4 protein-coding genes are annotated in these 19,057 nt (G+C 63.0%); all 4 read left to right on the forward strand.

Going from position 1 to position 19,057, the window contains the following annotated elements:
- Positions 1–10 precede the first annotated feature (10 nt).
- The 4 genes from NV348_RS15765 to NV348_RS15780 are packed head-to-tail and all read left to right on the forward strand — an operon-like array spanning position 11 to position 19,048.
- A complete protein-coding gene (locus NV348_RS15765) occupies positions 11–7,708 on the forward strand; it encodes a hybrid non-ribosomal peptide synthetase/type I polyketide synthase (RefSeq protein ID WP_280244266.1) in 7,698 nt (2,565 codons plus the stop codon).
- Between the two features lie 2 nt (positions 7,709–7,710).
- Entirely contained in the window at positions 7,711–8,946 is a 1,236-nt protein-coding gene (locus tag NV348_RS15770; RefSeq protein ID WP_447147613.1) for a condensation domain-containing protein, read from the forward strand.
- Between the two features lie 17 nt (positions 8,947–8,963).
- Entirely contained in the window at positions 8,964–11,138 is a 2,175-nt protein-coding gene (locus NV348_RS15775; protein WP_447151056.1) for a non-ribosomal peptide synthetase, read from the forward strand.
- Entirely contained in the window at positions 11,135–19,048 is a 7,914-nt protein-coding gene (locus NV348_RS15780) for a non-ribosomal peptide synthetase (protein WP_447147614.1), read from the forward strand. The genes NV348_RS15775 and NV348_RS15780 overlap by 4 nt, the downstream gene beginning before the upstream one ends.
- Positions 19,049–19,057 lie beyond the last annotated feature (9 nt).

The following is a 19,057-nucleotide window of genomic DNA, read 5'->3' on the forward strand; positions in this document are numbered from 1 at the left end:
AAGGTAGAACATGACGTCACCTTCCGATATCGCCATTGTCGGCATGGCCATCCGTTGCCCGGGAGCGGCGAATCTCAGTGGCTTCTGGGATAATCTCGTCGAGGGACGCGAATCGATTACTTTCTTCTCACCCGAAGAACTCGAGCAATCCCTTTTTCTGCCTGTCGACAGTCACGATCCAAATTTCGTGCCCGCCGCCGGTATCGTCGAGAACCACGACCTCTTCGACGCCGAGTTCTTCGGAATCTCGCGCGCCGAGGCCGAGGGTATGGATCCGCAACACCGGCTATTCCTCCAGTGCGTGTGGGAGGCCATGGAGGACAGCGGACACGACCTGACCCGTCACCCGGGCAATGTCGCGGTGTATGCCGGATCCGCGAGCAATACATACATGCTGTCGCTCGTGGCGAACGGGAACGACTCTCCACTTCGCAGCTACCAAGGCCTGCTCGGAACAGAAAAAGACTATCTCAGCACCAGGATTTCCTATCTGCTGGACCTCTCGGGTGAGAGCATGACCGTCCAGACCGCGTGCTCGACATCCTTGGTCGCGGTCCATCTCGCTTGCCAAAGTCTGCTGACCGGGCAATCAGAGGTCGCTATAGCAGGCGGAGTATCCGTTCAAGCCAACCAGAAGACCGGCTACATCTATAACGACGACGCGATCTTCTCGGCCGACGGGCGTTGCCGCGCGTTCGACGCGGATGCGGGCGGCACCGTGTTCAGCAACGGTATGGGAGCGGTCGTACTGAAACCTCTGGCGACCGCCGTGGACGACGGTGATCGGATCTACGCCGTCATCAAGGGAACAGCGGTCAACAACGACGGCCGCGCGAAGATGAGCTACACCGCGCCCAGCGTCTCGGCTCAGGCCGCGGTAGTGGCCGATGCCCTCGAATTCGCCGACGTCTCAGCCGACTCCATCGATTACGTGGAGACGCACGGAACCGCCACAGTCTTGGGTGACCCTGTCGAGATCGAGGCGCTGACGCAGGCGTACCGACGCGACACACCGAGGATCCAATACTGCTCGGTGGGGTCGGTGAAAACCAACATAGGTCACCTCAACACGGCGGCCGGCATCGCCGGGTTGATCAAAACGGCTCTGTCGTTGCATCACGGGATGATTCCACCCAGCCTGAACTTCCAGCGGCCCAATCCTCGGATCGACTTCGCGTCGAGCCCGTTCTTCGTCAACGACAAGCTGCGGCGTTGGCCTGAGAAATCCAGCCCCCGTCGTGCCGGTGTCAGTTCGTTCGGTATCGGAGGAACGAACGCGCACGCCATCCTCGAGCAAGCGCCGGCACCCGACAGTGCGCGACGTGGCCGTGATCGAGCACGCCATATTCTGGCCATTTCGGCGCGCGACCAATCGCGGCTGCGTGAACTGGCCTCCGAGCACCTCGAACGGCTCGCGACGGTGTCCGATGCCGACCTCGCCGACTACTGTTTCACCGCGAACGCGGGTCGCGCCCATTACGACAACCGCCTGGCCGTGCACGCGCGAAACGGTGAAGAGCTGTGTGGGGAGTTACGCCGCCACACCGCCACCGACACCTTGGACGACCGGTCGCGGCCCATCGGACCTATAGCGTTCGTTTTCGGCGGGCAGGTCGGCGAATTCGAGCAACTGGGTCACCAGCTCTACCGTTCCGCACCGACATTCACCACCGCTATTCAGGATTGCGAGAAAATTCTCGGCGGACGGTGGCGCCGCCCCCTCCACGAATATCTGAACCCGACCCGCGCCGCCGAGTTGTCCGATACCCGAATCGCGCAGCCGGTGCAGTTCGCCGTCCAGTACGCGCTGGCTCGGCTGTGGCAGTCGTGGGGAGTCACACCCTCCGCTGTGGTCGGATACAGCCTCGGAGAGTACGTCGCGGCGTGTCTGGCCGGTGTGCTGACACTCGACGACGCACTCATGCTGGTCTGCGCACGCGCCGAACTCGTCGCCGAGCTGGCCGAAGGCGCGATGGCGGCCGTGTTCGCCCCCCGCGCTCGGGTGGAGCGTTATCTGGCCGGCAGCGCGGATCGAGTATCCGTAGCCGCGGACAACGGACCCGCCCAGACCGTTCTCGCAGGAGAACCGGACGCTGTCGAAGCTGTTCTGCGAGTATTGGAGGCCGACGATATCGAAGTGCGACCGCTTTCGACTCGGTACGGTTTCCATTCTCACCTTGTCGAGCCTGCGCTCCCCGAATTCGAGGCGATCCTGCACGGAAGTGCGTTCGCTTCTCCCGCGATTCGCTTCGTGTCGACGGTCACCGGTGAGGAAATCCGAGCCCCGGAGCGCACGGACGCGACGCATTGGATCCGACAATTACGTGAACCTGTGCTCTTCCATCCCGCACTGACAAAGTTGCAACAGGCAGGCTTCACCACCTTCCTGGAGATCGCTCATCCCACAGGATTGCCGAAGGACACCGCCACCGGAAGTGGCGCGCGCACCTGGATAACCTCGCTGCGATCCGGTGAAGCGGCTTGGGATTCGATGTTGTCAGCGTTGGCGGAGTTCTACACCGCGGGCGTGGAGATCGATTGGCAAGCGTTCGATCGGGATCAGCGCCGAATCCGAGTCTCGGTACCCGGCTACCCCTTCGCAGGCGAACGTCACTGGCTGCGTCCGCTCGCGAACACCCCATTCTCGGACGTCGCGGCTCTCGCGGACCAGCACACGTCCACAACTCTGGTCGGCACGCAGCCGGCGGCAGGGCCGATCGATGCCGGAGACTCTCTCGACGACCACTTACGTCGAATCGTGGCATCGGTCACCGGTGCGGATCTGCGCGCTATCGACGCCGACGCGCCGCTCGCGACTCAGGGGTTGGACTCCCTTTCGCTGATCGAAGCGGCCACAAGGGTGCGGCGAGAATTCGGTATCAAGGTCACCGTTCGCGCCCTGCTCACCGAGATCCGCACCGTGAGCGCGCTCGGCGCCTACATTCGTGAGCACGGATCCACTGTGGCGATGCCCGCGGCGCCTCCTCCGCCGAGAGAAACGCCTCCCACCGCTCCGGTCGAGCAGCTTTCCGATTTCGTACCGCATCGGCCAGTGACCGTGCGCCACACCGACGTCGACGATCCCGCGCGTCGACGGGAGCTGAGCGCGCTCGTCGAGCGATACAACCTGCGGACATTGAAGTCCAAGTACTACGCGGGAAAACACAAGCGATCTCATGCCGACAACGACAATCGATTCATCCCCGAATTTCGTATGGAGAGCAAAGAGATCACATATCCCATCGTGATCGACCGCTCGTCCGGATGCAGAGTTCACGATTGCGACGGCAACGAATACATCGATTTCATCATGGGAATGGGTGTCAATCTGTTCGGGCACTCACCCGAATTCGTCACCACAGCGGTCCGCGATCAACTCGACAAAGGTATCCACCTCGGCACATCCGGTGATCTGGCGGGTAAGGTCGCGGATGCGCTGTGCGAACTGACCGGCCACGAACGCGTCGTATTCTGCAATACCGGCACAGAAGCGGTCATGACCGCACTCCGGTTGGCGCGTGCCGCGACCGGACGAAGTAAGGTCGCGCTCTTCGCGGGTTCCTACCACGGTGTCTTCGACGGAACCCTCGTTCGTCGAGCGGGTGATCTGACAGCGCCGTTGGCGCCGGGCGTTCCCCCTCACATCGTCGATGACATCGTCGTCGTCGACTATGGGCAGCCCGAATCGTTGGCTGTGCTGGCCGAGCACGCCGACGATCTCGCGGCGGTATTGGTCGAGCCGGTGCAGAGCAGACGGCCGGATTTCGCGCCCTGGGAGTTTCTGCACGAGCTTCGTCGCTTCACCGAACAAGTCGGTGCGGCACTCGTCTTCGACGAGATCGTGACAGGTTTTCGCTGTGCCCCCGGCGGCGCCCAGGAATTGTTCGGCGTGCGCACGGACGTCACGGTTTACGGTAAAGTGCTCGGAGGTGGCCTGCCGATCGGCGCGGTCGCCGGGTCGCGTCGGTTCATCGACGCGATCGACGGCGGCTATTGGGGGTACGGCGACGACTCCTATCCGACCGTCGATACCACATTCTTCGCGGGCACGTTCTGTAAGCACCCACTGGCAATGGTCGCCGCGAATGCCGTGTTGAATGAACTCGCGTCTCGCGGCCCACAATTGCAGGAGCGTTTGAACCTGCGCACCGAACGCTTCGTCACGGATTTGAGCGCTTGTTTCACCGAGCACGGCCTGGCCGTGACGATCCCCCGGTTCGGGTCGCAGTTCCGGTTGGTCTCCTCCGACGACATTCATCTGTTGTATCCGTTGCTGATCGAGAATGGACTGTACATCCGGGAAGGACGCAACCTGTTCTTGTCGGACGCCCACACGGACGAGGACTTGGCGCGCGCGCTCGAAGCCGTCCGCAAGGCACTCGCGACCGGCCGTCGTAGCGGTCTGTTGCCGGGAGGTCGCATCAATGCGACGGCGTCGAACGAGCCGCCCGCCCGGAACGATCTCACTCCTGGGCAGCATCAGGTGTGGACACTGGCGAAAATGGATCCGGCTTCGGCGAGCGCTTACAACCAAGTCGCGGTTCTCGACATGCGCGGTCTCTTACGCTTGGACGCTCTCGAACAGGCGATCAATCACGTTGTCCGAGTTCATGACTCGCTGCGCACGACCTTCGGCGAGATCGACCCGGTCCAGCGGGTGCTGTCGGATATCGTGGTTCCACTGCGGACCATCGATGCCACCGGCGACCTCACGGATTCGATCGCCGACGAGGGCGCGACCACCTTCGATCTGACCCGGGGGCCTATGCTGCGCGCCGCGGTGTTGCGACGCGGAGATTCGGAACACGTACTGGTCGTTAGCTCTCACCACATCGTCGCCGACGGTTGGTCGATGGGCGTTCTTCTCCAGCACATCGCACTGTGCTACTCCGCCATCTGCCGTGGCGAGAGCCTTGCCACGGGCAGAGTCTCCCAGTTCGAGGACTACCGGCGACGACTCGAATCGATCGACAGCGCCGAACGCGTTCAGGCCGAACACTACTGGCTGCGGCGCTTCGACGGTCCCGTCCCCACACTCGACCTGCCGGGTGACAAGACTCGGCCTGTGGTGCGCAGTTTCCGAGGTGCGCGCACGAGTCGGTCTATCGACGTCGAGCTCGCCGCACGGATCGACAACGTCGCAAGGACGCACGACCTCACCTCCTTCTCCCTTCTGCTCGCCGTATACACCATGCTGCTGCACCGGCTCAGCGATCAGGACGATGTGATCGTGGGAATTCCCGCAGCCGCGCGACTCACCGCGGAAGACACAATGGTGATCGGCCCATGCGCCAACATGTTGCCGATCCGGAGCCGTGTCAACCGAGAGTTGTCCTTTTCCGAGCACCTCGTTCACATCGGCGCGTCGGTGTTGGAGGCCCTCGAGTTCCAGCACTATCCCTTCCAGGCGCTTCTTGAACGACTCGAGTTGCCTCTAGATCCCTCACGAACCCCCCTGGTGAGTAGCGTGTTCAATGTGGACCGCCAAGTGGCTGTTCCCCAACTCGCCGATCTGGAGGTCGATCGGATCACTTTCCCGGTCCGAAATGTGCAGTTCGATCTACTGCTGAACATCGTCCCGGATCACACCGGACTGCGAATGGAGATGGACTACAGCTCGGACTTATTCGACGAAGCGACGCCGACGGCGTGGCTCGAACTCTACGTCGACCTGTTGCGCGCCGTGATCGCTGCCCCTGACCAGCCGCTTCATCGCCTGTACCGTTCCGTGGTCACCAGCGGCGTCAATGGACCCGAGCACGAGGACACGATGCCGGCGCGGTGTCTGCCCGATTTGTTCGAGGACAGGGCACGTCGTACGCCCGATCGTGTCTGTGTACGCTCAGGCGACTCGGTCATAACCTATCGACAGCTGGCGCACCGGTCCGATCGGCTGGCGGCGGCACTTCAACGGTGCGGAGTGGGCCCCGAAGTGGTGGTCGCGGTCATCTTCGCACCCTCTATCTCGGCGCATGTCGCGATTCTCGGAATTCTGAAGGCCGGCGGGGCCTACCTGCCTTTGGATCCGTCACTGCCCTATGAGCGGCTGTCGATGCTGCTGGAGATGTCCGGTGCGCTTCATGTCATCGAAAGCACCGCGACCGCGGGGAAGGTGGCGATCACGACCGATACCGACCGCCGGGTCTTTCGTCTCGACGCCGACGGCGACTTGCTCGGGCCGTTCGCGTCGGACTCCGCACCGATACGGGACGCTCGGCTTCGTCCGGAGAACGCCGCCTACATTATGTACACGTCCGGCTCGACCGGCGTACCCAAGGCGGTCGTCGGCACACACCATTCGACCGTGAACCGGCTCCGATGGATGTGGCGGGAATTTTCGTTCGCATCGGGAGAAACGATGTGTCAGAAGACATCTCTGGCTTTCGTCGACTCCGTGTGGGAACTCTTCGGTCCGCTGCTGGCGGGCGTGTGCACCGTTGTCGTGGACCGCGAAACCGTGGCCGCACCGGACTCGTTCGTCCGGCTACTCGCCGCACAGGAGGTTACCCGGGTGGTGGTAGTCCCCACTCTCTTGAGTCTCATGCTCGACGCGCTCGACGCGCATTCAGCATCATTGCCGTCGCTCAGGCATTGGACTGTCAGCGGTGAGGAATTGCCCGCGACGTTGGTACACCGCTTCCGACACCATTTCCCCGAAGCGACACTACTCAATCTTTACGGGTGCACCGAAGTCTCCGCGGACGCCACCGCGTATTCCTCTTTCGCAGAGATCGATCGGCGACGCCGAAGTCCGATCGGCGGTCCGATCGACAACAGCGCCGTGTATCTGCTGGATCCGCGACTCGACCCGGTCCCGGTCGGGGCGATCGGTGAACTGTACGTTTCCGGGGCCACGGTGAACCGCGGATACGCCGACCGTCCTGATCTCACCGGTTCGCGATTCGTCGCGGACCCCTTCGCGGAACGACCCGGACAACGGATGTATCGCACAGGTGACCGAGCTCGTCGAGCGCCCGGCGAGGTCTTCGAATTCGTCGGGCGGGCCGACCGCCAGGTGAAAATTCGGGGAGTGAGGGTCGAATTGGGCGAGGTCGAGGCGGCACTCAACGGCCATCCCGCGGTGGTCAATTGTGCGGTGATCACCGAGACCGACTGGTCCGGCAGCAGGACGCTGACCGGATACATCGAACTCCGGCCCGACGTCCCGACTATCGATGTCTTCGAGATTCGCCGCTATCTGACCCGCCGGCTGCCGGAACAGTTCGTCCCCACCGAAATCGTCACGGCTTCGCCCCTTCCACGCACTTCCAGTGGGAAGATCGATCGCAGGTCCCTTGCGAGAACGAATCAGCCATCGGTTCCCGATCGCGGCGCCGAGCAGGCACTGACCGCCACCGAGCGGACGCTGCTCGAGCTGTGGTCAGGCCTGCTCCCAAACGTGCCCTTCGAATCGAGCGCCAACTTCTTCGATCTGGGCGCAAACTCACTGCACGCGATCAGGCTTCGGCAACGGATCGTGGATCGCTTCGGTATCCCCGTGACCGCGCATGAGCTGTTCGCGGCGCCCACGGTGTCGGATATGGCTGCAGTCATAGAGGACAAGCTGATCGCAGACGCCGACGACGAGACGGTGGACTCGATCCTGCGCGAACTGGAAAGCCTGGATGAGTATGAAGTGAGCAGCCGCCCGACTGGCGACGTGAACACTCCTCCCGACTCCGATACCACGATGAGCGGCGGTCGCTGAATATGGAACCTGATCGAATCGCGCGCGCCCGTCGGCTGTCCCCGGCCAAGCGGGAAATCTTGCTCGCGACGCTACAGGCCCGTGGTCCCGCGCCGACGCGGGCGGATGTGGTGTCGGTGCGGGGTGAGGATGAACCGCTGGTGTTGTCGTTCGCCCAGCAACGACTGTGGTTCCTGGACCGTTTCGCACCCGAATCCTCGGCCTACGTACTGCCCTACGCGGTCCGCATCCACGGAAACCTCGACCCCCGAGCACTACGAACCGCGCTGACCGACGTCATCACCCGCCACGAAGTACTACGCACCACCTACACCGACACCGACGGCATCGCCACCCAACACATCCACCACCACTACCCCGACACCTGGTTCGACCACATCGACCTGTCCCACACCACCGAAACAGACCCCTGGCCCACCGCCACACGCCTGGCCCAGCAACAAGCCCGCACCGGCATCGACCTGTCCACCCCACCACTACTGCGCGCACTGCTGATCCGACTCACCGACTACGACCACCTACTCGTACTCACCGTGCACCACATCGCCTCGGACGGCTGGTCGCTGAGCATCCTGATCAACGAACTCACCACCCTCTACCGAGCCGCCACCCACAACACCCCGAACCCCCTCACACCACTACCGATCCAATACGCCGACTACGCCGTCTGGCAGCACCGACACCTGACCGGCCCCACAGCGACCACCGACCTGGACTTCTGGCGCACCGAACTCGCCGACGCACCCGAACTCCTGGAACTACCCACAGACCGACCACGCGCCACCCGCACCGCCACCACCACCGGCGCCACCATCGAATTCACCCTCGACCACCACCTCCACGACACCATCACCACCCTCAGCCGCACCACCGCCGCAACCCCCTTCATGACACTACTGACCGGCTTCGCCGTCCTGCTTTCCCGCTACAGCGGCCAAACAGACATTTGCATCGGCACACCGGTCGCCAACCGAAGTCGCCCCGAACTGGAAAACCTCATCGGCTTCTTCGTCAACACCCTCGTACTCCGCATCGACCTCACAGACCAACCCAGCTTCCGACAACTACTCCACCGCGTCCGAGACACCACCCTGCGCGCCTTCGACCACCAGAACACCCCCTTCGAACACCTCGTCGAACAACTACGACCAGAACGCAGCACCACCCACACCCCGCTGTTCCAGGTCATGTTCATCCTCCAGAACACCCCCGAACCCCCCTCACCACCGAACACCTGACCCTACAACCCCACCCACTGCACAACGGCGACGCCAAATACGACCTCACCCTCGAACTCACCGAAACCCCCCACGGCCTCACCGCCACCATCGAATACCGCACCGACCTCTACGACACCGCCCGAATCCAACGCCTGACCAGCCACTACACCACCCTCCTACACAACGCCACCACCAACCCCGACCAACCCATCACCCAACTCACCCTGCTCACCCCCCGCGAACAACACCAACTCCTCCACACCTGGAACACCACACACCACCCCCACAACCCCACCCACACCATCACCGACCTCATCACCCGACAAACCCACACCACCCCCCACATCATCGCCGCCACCGACGGCATCCACCACCTCACCTACCACCAACTCCACACCACCACCAACCACCTCGCCAACACCCTCACCACCCACAACATCAAACCCGACACCATCATCGGACTACTCGCACGACGCTCGATCGATTATTTGGTCGCGATAGTGGCGATACTCAAAGCCGGTGGCGCGTTCCTCCCCCTCGATCCCATGAAGTCGGCAGACCACCTTCGCGCGATGGTCGATCACAGCGGGTGTGCGATGGTGCTGGTCGACGACGAGTTCCTCGCCACGGCCACCGAAGCGACAGCCAGTTCCGTCAACCAGCCGCGGATCGCGTGTCTGCGCGAACTACTCGAGTCGTCGGCGAGCAACGTGCGGCGCGATCCACCACAGATTCACATAGGCGGACACAATCTGGCTTATGTGCTCTACACCTCCGGGTCCACAGGCGCGCCGAAGGGGGTCATGATCGAGCACGGCGGAATGCTCAATCACATTCTCGGCAAGATCGATGACCTCGGTATGACCGGTGCGGATGTCGTCGCCCAGAACGGACCACAATGCTTCGATGTCTCGGTCTGGCAGTTCCTCGCCCCCCTGATCCTCGGGGGCAGAACAGAAGTCATCGATGACGACACCGCCGCCGACCCGTCGGCGCTGATCCACGCGGTGGCCCGACGCGAGGTCACCATTCTGCAAGTGGTCCCGTCGATGATGACCGAGATCGTGCACGAGGTATCCTCCACACCGCCCGCGCTGTCCGCCCTACGATGGATCGTGCCGACAGGGGATGCGCTCCCGGTGGCGCTCTGTCGACGGTGGTTCGACCTATTTCCGGCGATACCGATACTGAACACCTATGGCTCCACCGAATGCTCAGACGACCAGTGCCACTACTTGGTGGAGTCGGCTGAGGACACCGCGGAGCCGATCACGGCGATCGGAACCCCGATCCGCAATATGCGGGCTTACGTGCTGGACGCACATCTGGTACCGACACCGGTAGGTGTGCCCGGCGAACTCTACATCGGCGGACTCGGTGTCGGCAGAGGCTATCTGTCGGACCCGGTCCGCACGGCCTCCACCTTCATCCCGGATCCGTTCTCCGGGGCGCGCGGCACGCGCATGTATCGCACTGCCGACCAGGGATATCGACGCGCCGATGGCACGCTGGTATTCCAGAGTAGACGCGACCACGTTGTCAAGATTCGCGGATTCCGCATCGAACCGGCCGAGGTGGAGGTCGTGTTGTTGGCACACCCCTCGGTGAAGGACGCGGTTGTGGTCGCCGCGAGCGACGGCAAAGGCCACAAGCGCCTGGTGGCGTATTGCGTCTACGGCGACGCCCGGCAGGAGAATCCGCCGGGTTTGCGTGAATTCGTCCGCGAACAACTGCCGGACTACATGGTTCCGTCCGTGTTCGCACCCATGCCCGCACTCCCGTTGAACTCCAACGGGAAGGTGGATCGCAAGGCGCTGCCTGCGATCTCGGCAGCCACCGCCGATCTTTCCTTCCAGCCACTGGAGACCTCGCTGGAACGCGCGGTCGCCGAGGTGTGGTCGGAAGTGCTGGGAGTCGCCGACATCGGAGCCGACGCGGGCTTCTTCGATCTCGGGGGACATTCCTTACTCGCCTCACGCGTGATCTCACGGCTGAGCAGGAACCTCGCTGTCGAGATTCCCCTCAGCACTTTGTTCGACAACGACACGGTCGCCGAGTTCGCGCGGGCGATCGACAGGCTACTCGGCCGCGACCACGACCTTCCCGAACTCTTGCGGCAGGTGGAGACACTCGATGACGAACAGATCCTGTGGTTGCTGCGGCAGAACGACGTGATGCCGGAATTTCGAGCGGAAGGGGGTGGACTGTGAGCACCGACGATCACTCCGAGCACGGACTCGCAGAGCGCATCCACGCTTTGACGCCGGAACGTCGCATGCTCCTGGAGTTGCTCCGTCGCGCCCAACGCGATGTGGTGTCGGTGCGGGGTGAGGATGAACCGCTGGTGTTGTCGTTCGCCCAGCAACGACTGTGGTTCCTGGACCGTTTCGCACCCGAATCCTCGGCCTACGTACTGCCCTACGCGGTCCGCATCCACGGAAACCTCGACCCCCGAGCACTACGAACCGCGCTGACCGACGTCATCACCCGCCACGAAGTACTACGCACCACCTACACCGACACCGACGGCATCGCCACCCAACACATCCACCACCACTACCCCGACACCTGGTTCGACCACATCGACCTGTCCCACACCACCGAAACAGACCCCTGGCCCACCGCCACACGCCTGGCCCAGCAACAAGCCCGCACCGGCATCGACCTGTCCACCCCACCACTACTGCGCGCACTGCTGATCCGACTCACCGACTACGACCACCTACTCGTACTCACCGTGCACCACATCGCCTCGGACGGCTGGTCGCTGAGCATCCTGATCAACGAACTCACCACCCTCTACCGAGCCGCCACCCACAACACCCCGAACCCCCTCACACCACTACCGATCCAATACGCCGACTACGCCGTCTGGCAGCACCGACACCTGACCGGCCCCACAGCGACCACCGACCTGGACTTCTGGCGCACCGAACTCGCCGACGCACCCGAACTCCTGGAACTACCCACAGACCGACCACGCGCCACCCGCACCGCCACCACCACCGGCGCCACCATCGAATTCACCCTCGACCACCACCTCCACGACACCATCACCACCCTCAGCCGCACCACCGCCGCAACCCCCTTCATGACACTACTGACCGGCTTCGCCGTCCTGCTTTCCCGCTACAGCGGCCAAACAGACATTTGCATCGGCACACCGGTCGCCAACCGAAGTCGCCCCGAACTGGAAAACCTCATCGGCTTCTTCGTCAACACCCTCGTACTCCGCATCGACCTCACAGACCAACCCAGCTTCCGACAACTACTCCACCGCGTCCGAGACACCACCCTGCGCGCCTTCGACCACCAGAACACCCCCTTCGAACACCTCGTCGAACAACTACGACCAGAACGCAGCACCACCCACACCCCGCTGTTCCAGGTCATGTTCATCCTCCAGAACACCCCCCGAACCCCCCTCACCACCGAACACCTGACCCTACAACCCCACCCACTGCACAACGGCGACGCCAAATACGACCTCACCCTCGAACTCACCGAAACCCCCCACGGCCTCACCGCCACCATCGAATACCGCACCGACCTCTACGACACCGCCCGAATCCAACGCCTGACCAGCCACTACACCACCCTCCTACACAACGCCACCACCAACCCCGACCAACCCATCACCCAACTCACCCTGCTCACCCCCCGCGAACAACACCAACTCCTCCACACCTGGAACACCACACACCACCCCCACAACCCCACCCACACCATCACCGACCTCATCACCCGACAAACCCACACCACCCCCCACATCATCGCCGCCACCGACGGCATCCACCACCTCACCTACCACCAACTCCACACCACCACCAACCACCTCGCCAACACCCTCACCACCCACAACATCAAACCCGACACCATCATCGGAATATGCTCGGGACGCTCCCTGGATTTCTTGGTCGCCGCTATCGCGGTTCTCAAAGCGGGTGGCGCGTTCCTCCCCCTCGATCCGAATTCGCCGAGCGAACGGCTGCGGCTGATACTCGCCGACGCCGCGCCCGTCGCGGTGATCGGTGATCTCGGCGGGATCGCGTTCGACGGGCCGGTCATCCAGCACGCCGCTGGGCTGTCGCGCGACGACGCGCCGGTACTCGCAGGCGAGATGCGCGGCGGAAATCTAGCCTATGTGCTCTACACCTCCGGCTCTACGGGAAAGCCGAAAGCCGTGATGAGCACGCACGCCGGACTGGTGAATCGAATACTGTGGATGCAGCGCGAATACGGCTTGGACTGCACCGATACGGTGCTGCACAAGACACCGACCACCTTCGACGTGTCCGTGTGGGAAATGTTCTGGCCGCTGATCTCCGGCGCCAGGCTCGTCATCATGCCCGAGAACGAACATCGCAGCCCCGCCGCGTTGGCACGGATCATGGCGTCGGAAAGTGTGACGACGGCGCACTTCGTTCCAGCCATGCTCCGCGCGTTCGCCGAAGAACCTTCCGCCGCGGAGTGCGTCAGTCTGCGACAGATCATGGCCAGTGGGGAGGCACTGACGTCCGCCGCCGCCCACCGCCTCGGCGACCGTCTGCCCCAGACCACGTTGCACAATCTGTACGGCCCGACCGAGGCGTCCATCGATGTGACCGCCCACCGTTGGGATCGCGATACGGAGGTCGGACGTCCCACTGTGCCTATCGGACGTCCGATCAGCAATATTCGCGTGTACATTCTCGATGAACGATTGCGACTCGTTCCGCCGGGGGTGCCCGGTGAGCTGTATATCGCTGGCGTCGGACTGGCCCGCGGATACCTGCGACAACCAGGCCTCACAAGTCAACGGTTCGTCAGCGACCCCTTTTCGGACCGCCCCGGAGACCGCCTCTACCGCACCGGTGATCGGTGCCGCTATCTGACCGACGGCGCCATCGAGTATCTCGACCGCACCGACAGACAACTCAAGATACGCGGGTACCGAATCGAGCCGGGAGAGATCGAGGCCGCGCTCGAAGAACATCGCGACATCGCCGAAGCGGCCGTGGTCGCCTGCGACCGGCGAGACGGACGCCCCGCCCGACTTATCGCGTACGTGCGCCCGGCACCCGAACGGACTCCGCATCCCGATCATGTGCTGGCGCGCCTGCGATCTCGACTTCCGGCTCACGTTATCCCCGCGGCCGTCATCGTGCTCGCCGAGTTGCCGTTGACGTCGAGTGGGAAGCTGGACCGCCGAGCACTACCCGACCCCGACCCACATCTGGTCGACGCCGAAGGATCGCGACCGCCGCGAACCGATTCCGAGCGGACGCTTGCTGCCATCTGGACCACTGTATTGGGCATCGACGGCATAGGCGTAGACGACAATTTCTTCGCGATCGGAGGTGACTCCATACGCAGTCTGGAAGTCATCGCACGAGCTCGCGCGCACGGCATCGCGCTGGACTTGCCGACGTTGTTCGAGCATCAGACGATCGCCGGTCTACTGCGCTCGACGACACGCGGTGACACGGCTGTCTCCGAGGTCCCTGCGGGCGACTGTGGCGTGTTCGGGATGCTCGACCTCGACGACCGCCGACAACTGCCTGCCGATGTCGTCGACGCGTACCCCCTTTCCTCCATGCAACTCGGCATGGTTTTCGATGCCGAGTTCGCTCGCACATCGTCGGTCTATCACGATGTGTTCAGCTATCGAGTCAACGGCCCGTTCGACAGTTCAGCGCTGAAGAGCTCGTTGAGTACACTGGTCCAGCGCCACCCGGTATTGCGCACATCGATAGACCTGCAGAATTATTCGACTCCGCTGCAACTGGTACATCGCTCGGGACGTATTCCGCTGACAATCACAGATCTTCGCGGGTTGCCGTCGAAGGAGCGACACGATCGCATCGTGACCTGGCAGAACTCGGAAATCACGCGAGGCTTCGAGTTACACGAACCGTCGATGTTCCGCTTCCAAGTTCACCGTTGTGACGACACTTCTTTCGAACTGACATTCAGCTGTTCCAATGTCATTTTGGACGGGTGGAGTGTGGCGGTACTCCTCACCGAGCTGTTCACCGCCTACTCGGATGTCCTGGCCGGCCGTACCGGCGACGACACCGATGTCGACACGTCTTTCCGCCGGTACGTGCAACTCGAGAAGGCTGCGGTCGACTCGATCGACCAACACGACTATTGGCAGCGCGCATTGGATGCGATGTCCCTTGCCCAGCTGCCTCGTTGGGCGACGCTGCCACACGCGCGGGTCGGCGGAGACAGCCACCCGCGACGAGTCCACGCCGTTCACACGGTGGAGATCGATGATGTTCTCGGACAGTCGCTGACCGAACTCGCCGTCCTCGCCCGAACGCCACTCAAGAGCGTGCTACTGGCGGCCCACATGTTCGTAATAGACGCATTCACCGGCCAGCCGCGAACAGCCACCGGCGTGGTCGTGAACGGACGACCGGAGGAGGCAGGCGCGGCAGGGGTTCTGGGACTGTTCCTCAACGTCGTCCCCCTAGCGTCGGATTCCGTTCAACCGACGTGGATAGCGAGGGTCCGCGCCGTATTCGAGGCCGAACAGGCCCTCACGCCTCACAGGCGGTATCCGGTGTCGCGTATGCGCACCACCGACGGCCACGTCCCTAAGCTCGATTCGGCGTTCAACTTCGTCCAATTCCACGTCTACCGATCAGTTCCCGATACCGATCAGCTACACATCGTCGGCACATCCATGTTCGACGACACGAACTTCACACTGTGGACAGAGTTCAGCGTGCACCCGATCAACGGGCGGTTGTCACTGAATGTGACCTACGACGCGGCTCAATTGGCCGCGGAACAGGTAAAAGCGATGGGGCAGCTGTACAGTCGCGTGCTCGCGGCGATTGCCGCTGACCCGCACGGCGCCCCGGCGTCGATGACCGCTGTGGAGCCCGCGACCCTGGCGAAGTGGAACGACACCTCGGTCCCACTCGACACCCTCGGCGGGATCCCGTCACTTTTCGAAACCATCGCCCGAACGCGCCCGTCGGTGGTGGCGTTCCATCACGGGAACGAAACGCTGTGTTTCAGCGACCTCAATGATCGCGCCAACGCGCTCGCGCACCACCTTCGACAACTCGGCGTGGACCGTGAGACGCCGGTGGCGGTGCACCTCGAACGCTCACTCGATGTACCGGTCGCGATGCTGGCGGTGTTCAAAGCCTGCGGTGTGTACCTGCCGCTCGATTCCTCCTATCCAGCTGCCCGTCTCGAGGCGATGATTCGCGAGGCAGGCGCACGAGTGCTGATCACCCACTCGGATTTCCGATCGGTCCTGTCGGCTGACTGGACCGGGACAATATTGGTGGACACTCCCTACTCGCTGTCTACCGAGAATCTCGGCATCGAAGTGGGAGCGACAGACCTCGCGTACCTCATGTTCACCTCCGGATCGACCGGCAAGCCCAAAGGCGTCGCGGTCGAACACGGACAGATCCTCAATCGCCTGCAATGGATGTGGCGCACCTACCCATTCGACGCGAACGATGTCAGCATCCTGAAGACCAGCCTGAACTTCGTGGATTCACTGTGGGAGTTGCTGGGCCCTTTGTTGCGTGGCAGTCCTACGGTGATCGCGCCCGAGAGCACGGTTCGCGACCCACAAATGTTGATCCGGCTGCTGGCCCGACATCGGGTAACAAGGCTCTGGCTGGTGCCAAGTCTGCTTCGAGCACTTCTCGAAGCGGACGACAACCTGCAGGATCGGATCCCGCGGCTGCGATTCTGGGTTACCACTGGCGAAGCGTTGCCGACCGACCTCGCCGAGTTGTTCGGTCGCCGAATGCCGATGGCCAGGATTTACAACTTGTATGGCACCACCGAAGTCTGGGACGCGACCTGGTTGGACGCGACCAATTACGTGACGGGCCTCCGAACCGTGCCGATCGGGCAGCCGATTTGGAACGTGCGGGCATACATTCTCGGTCACGACCTGCGACCACTGCCTGCGGGCGCGATTGGAGAGCTGTATATCTCCGGTGCCGGGCTCGCGCGCGGCTATCTCGAGCGAAGTCAGAGCGCTCTGAAGTTCGTCGCCGACTCCGTCTCCGGACGGCCGGGTGCGAGAATGTATCGGACCGGCGATCTGGCGAGTCGACTATCCAGCGGCGATGTGGTCTATCACGGACGCATAGATCATCAACTGAAGATTCGTGGCGTCCGGGTAGACCCCTCGGATGTCGAATTGGTTCTGCGTACACATCCTCAGCTTCGCGATGTGGTCGTGACTGCCCGACATTTTCCGGATTCGGACGAGGCGAAACTGATCGCCCACGTGACGCCCGTCGAAAGCGCGCATCCCGTCGAAGCCGAACTCCGTGACTTCGCGCGAGCGCATCTGCCGCGACAAGCCTGTCCCGCGTATATCGTGATCATGCCCGCGCTCCCGCTGACACCAAGCGGTAAAATCGACCGTACCGCGCTGCCCGTGCCACAGCGGCAACTGGATTCAGCCGGTATCGGTCGACATTTCACCCCTCCCGAAATCGAAGTTCTCTGTTCCCTGTGCGCCGAGGTTCTTCGGCTCGATGCGGTAGGCCCGCACGATGACTTCTTCCAGCTCGGCGGGGATTCGCTGTTGGCGATGCGACTGGTGGCGCGTATCGCGCACGCTCTGGGCGTCAAACTTCCGGTGGCATCAATATTCGAGGCTCCGACGGTGGCCGAGTTGGCATCTCTTGTGGTCGAACCGTCACCGGCCGGTCCGGAACAATCGTTGGTCGCCGGGTTGGCGACCGCGGACTCCGCGCTCACGCCATCTTTTGCCCAACGGGGCATGTGGCTTGCCTGCCAGCTGTACCCCGATGACACGTCGTGGAACGTTCACCTCGCGGCTCGTCTGGACGGACCACTCGATCCGGTCGCGCTGCGATGCGCACTCGCCGAGGTGGTGCGACGACATGAGCCGCTGCGCGCGACATTCGAACTTCGCGAGGGTGAGCCTGCGGTTGTCGTGCACGAGGAGCTTTCCCCCACGATCGAGGAGGTCGATCTCGAGAACTATCCGAGCGAAAGTCGCGAGGATATCGCGCGGTCGCTGGTGACCGCGGAGATCCGACGGCCCTTCGATCTGGCGTCGGGTCCCGTGATCCGGGTCCTGTTGATTCGGTGCTCGGAGCGTGCCCACGTCGCTGTCCTGACCGCGCACCACATTGCGTGTGATGGCTGGTCCATGGAGACGCTGTGCGCCGAACTGGCCGAAAACTACCGCGCGCATCCGGCGCCACCGACTTCGGTAGCGCCGAGGATTCGGTATACCGACTACGCCGCCTGGCAGCGGACTCTGTTGGCCGGTCCGGCACGACAGACGCTGACCGAGTACTGGCGCGACACGCTCGCGGACGCTCCGTCACTACTGCGCCTGTCACCCGCGCCGCGCCCGGAACGGCGGAGAGGGCACGGCGCCGTCGCCGAGAGGATGCTCGCACCACAGGTCGGCCACTCGATCGAGCGAGCTGGGGCGCGAGCGGGAGCCACGCTGTTCATGACATTGACCGCGGGTTTCGCGGTCGTGCTCGCCCACCGCAGCGGCTCGGACGACCTCGTGGTCGGCACGGATTTCGCCAATCGCGGCCATCCTGAATTGGAACAATTGGTCGGCCTTTTCGTGAATCAATTACCGCTGCGTATCAACCTCGGCGCTAACCCCACCTTCGAGCAATTACTACGCCGCGTACGCTCGACCACACTGGCCGCGTACGCGCACGCGGATCTTCCGTTCGACCAGCTCGTCGACGTGCTGCGTCCGCGCCGATCAGCCGATCACACGCCTATCTTCCAGACGAAGATCGTGCTGCAGAACATGCCGGGCCACGCGCTATCGCTACCCGGAGTCGATGTGACCCCGTTCCCGGCGCAGCGCGATACCGCGCAGCTCGACCTCAATCTCAGAGCGGCGAAGATACCTTCCGGCATTATCTTGTCCGCGGAGTACGATACGGATCTGTTCGATCACAGCTTTGTGTCTTCCATCCTCGCGGACCTCGAACTCGTGCTACGTCGGGTTTGCAGCGCGCTCGACACAACGAAATCCGCTCTCGAGACCATGCTCGATGCCGAGGCGGGAGAATTTTCCGAGCCACGATCATTTCCCTCGCCCGGTAGCGGGCCGCGCGGGGTCCGGCGCCGGTCTTTGTGATCAGGACGT

Source organism: Nocardia fodinahabitans, assembly GCF_052983615.1.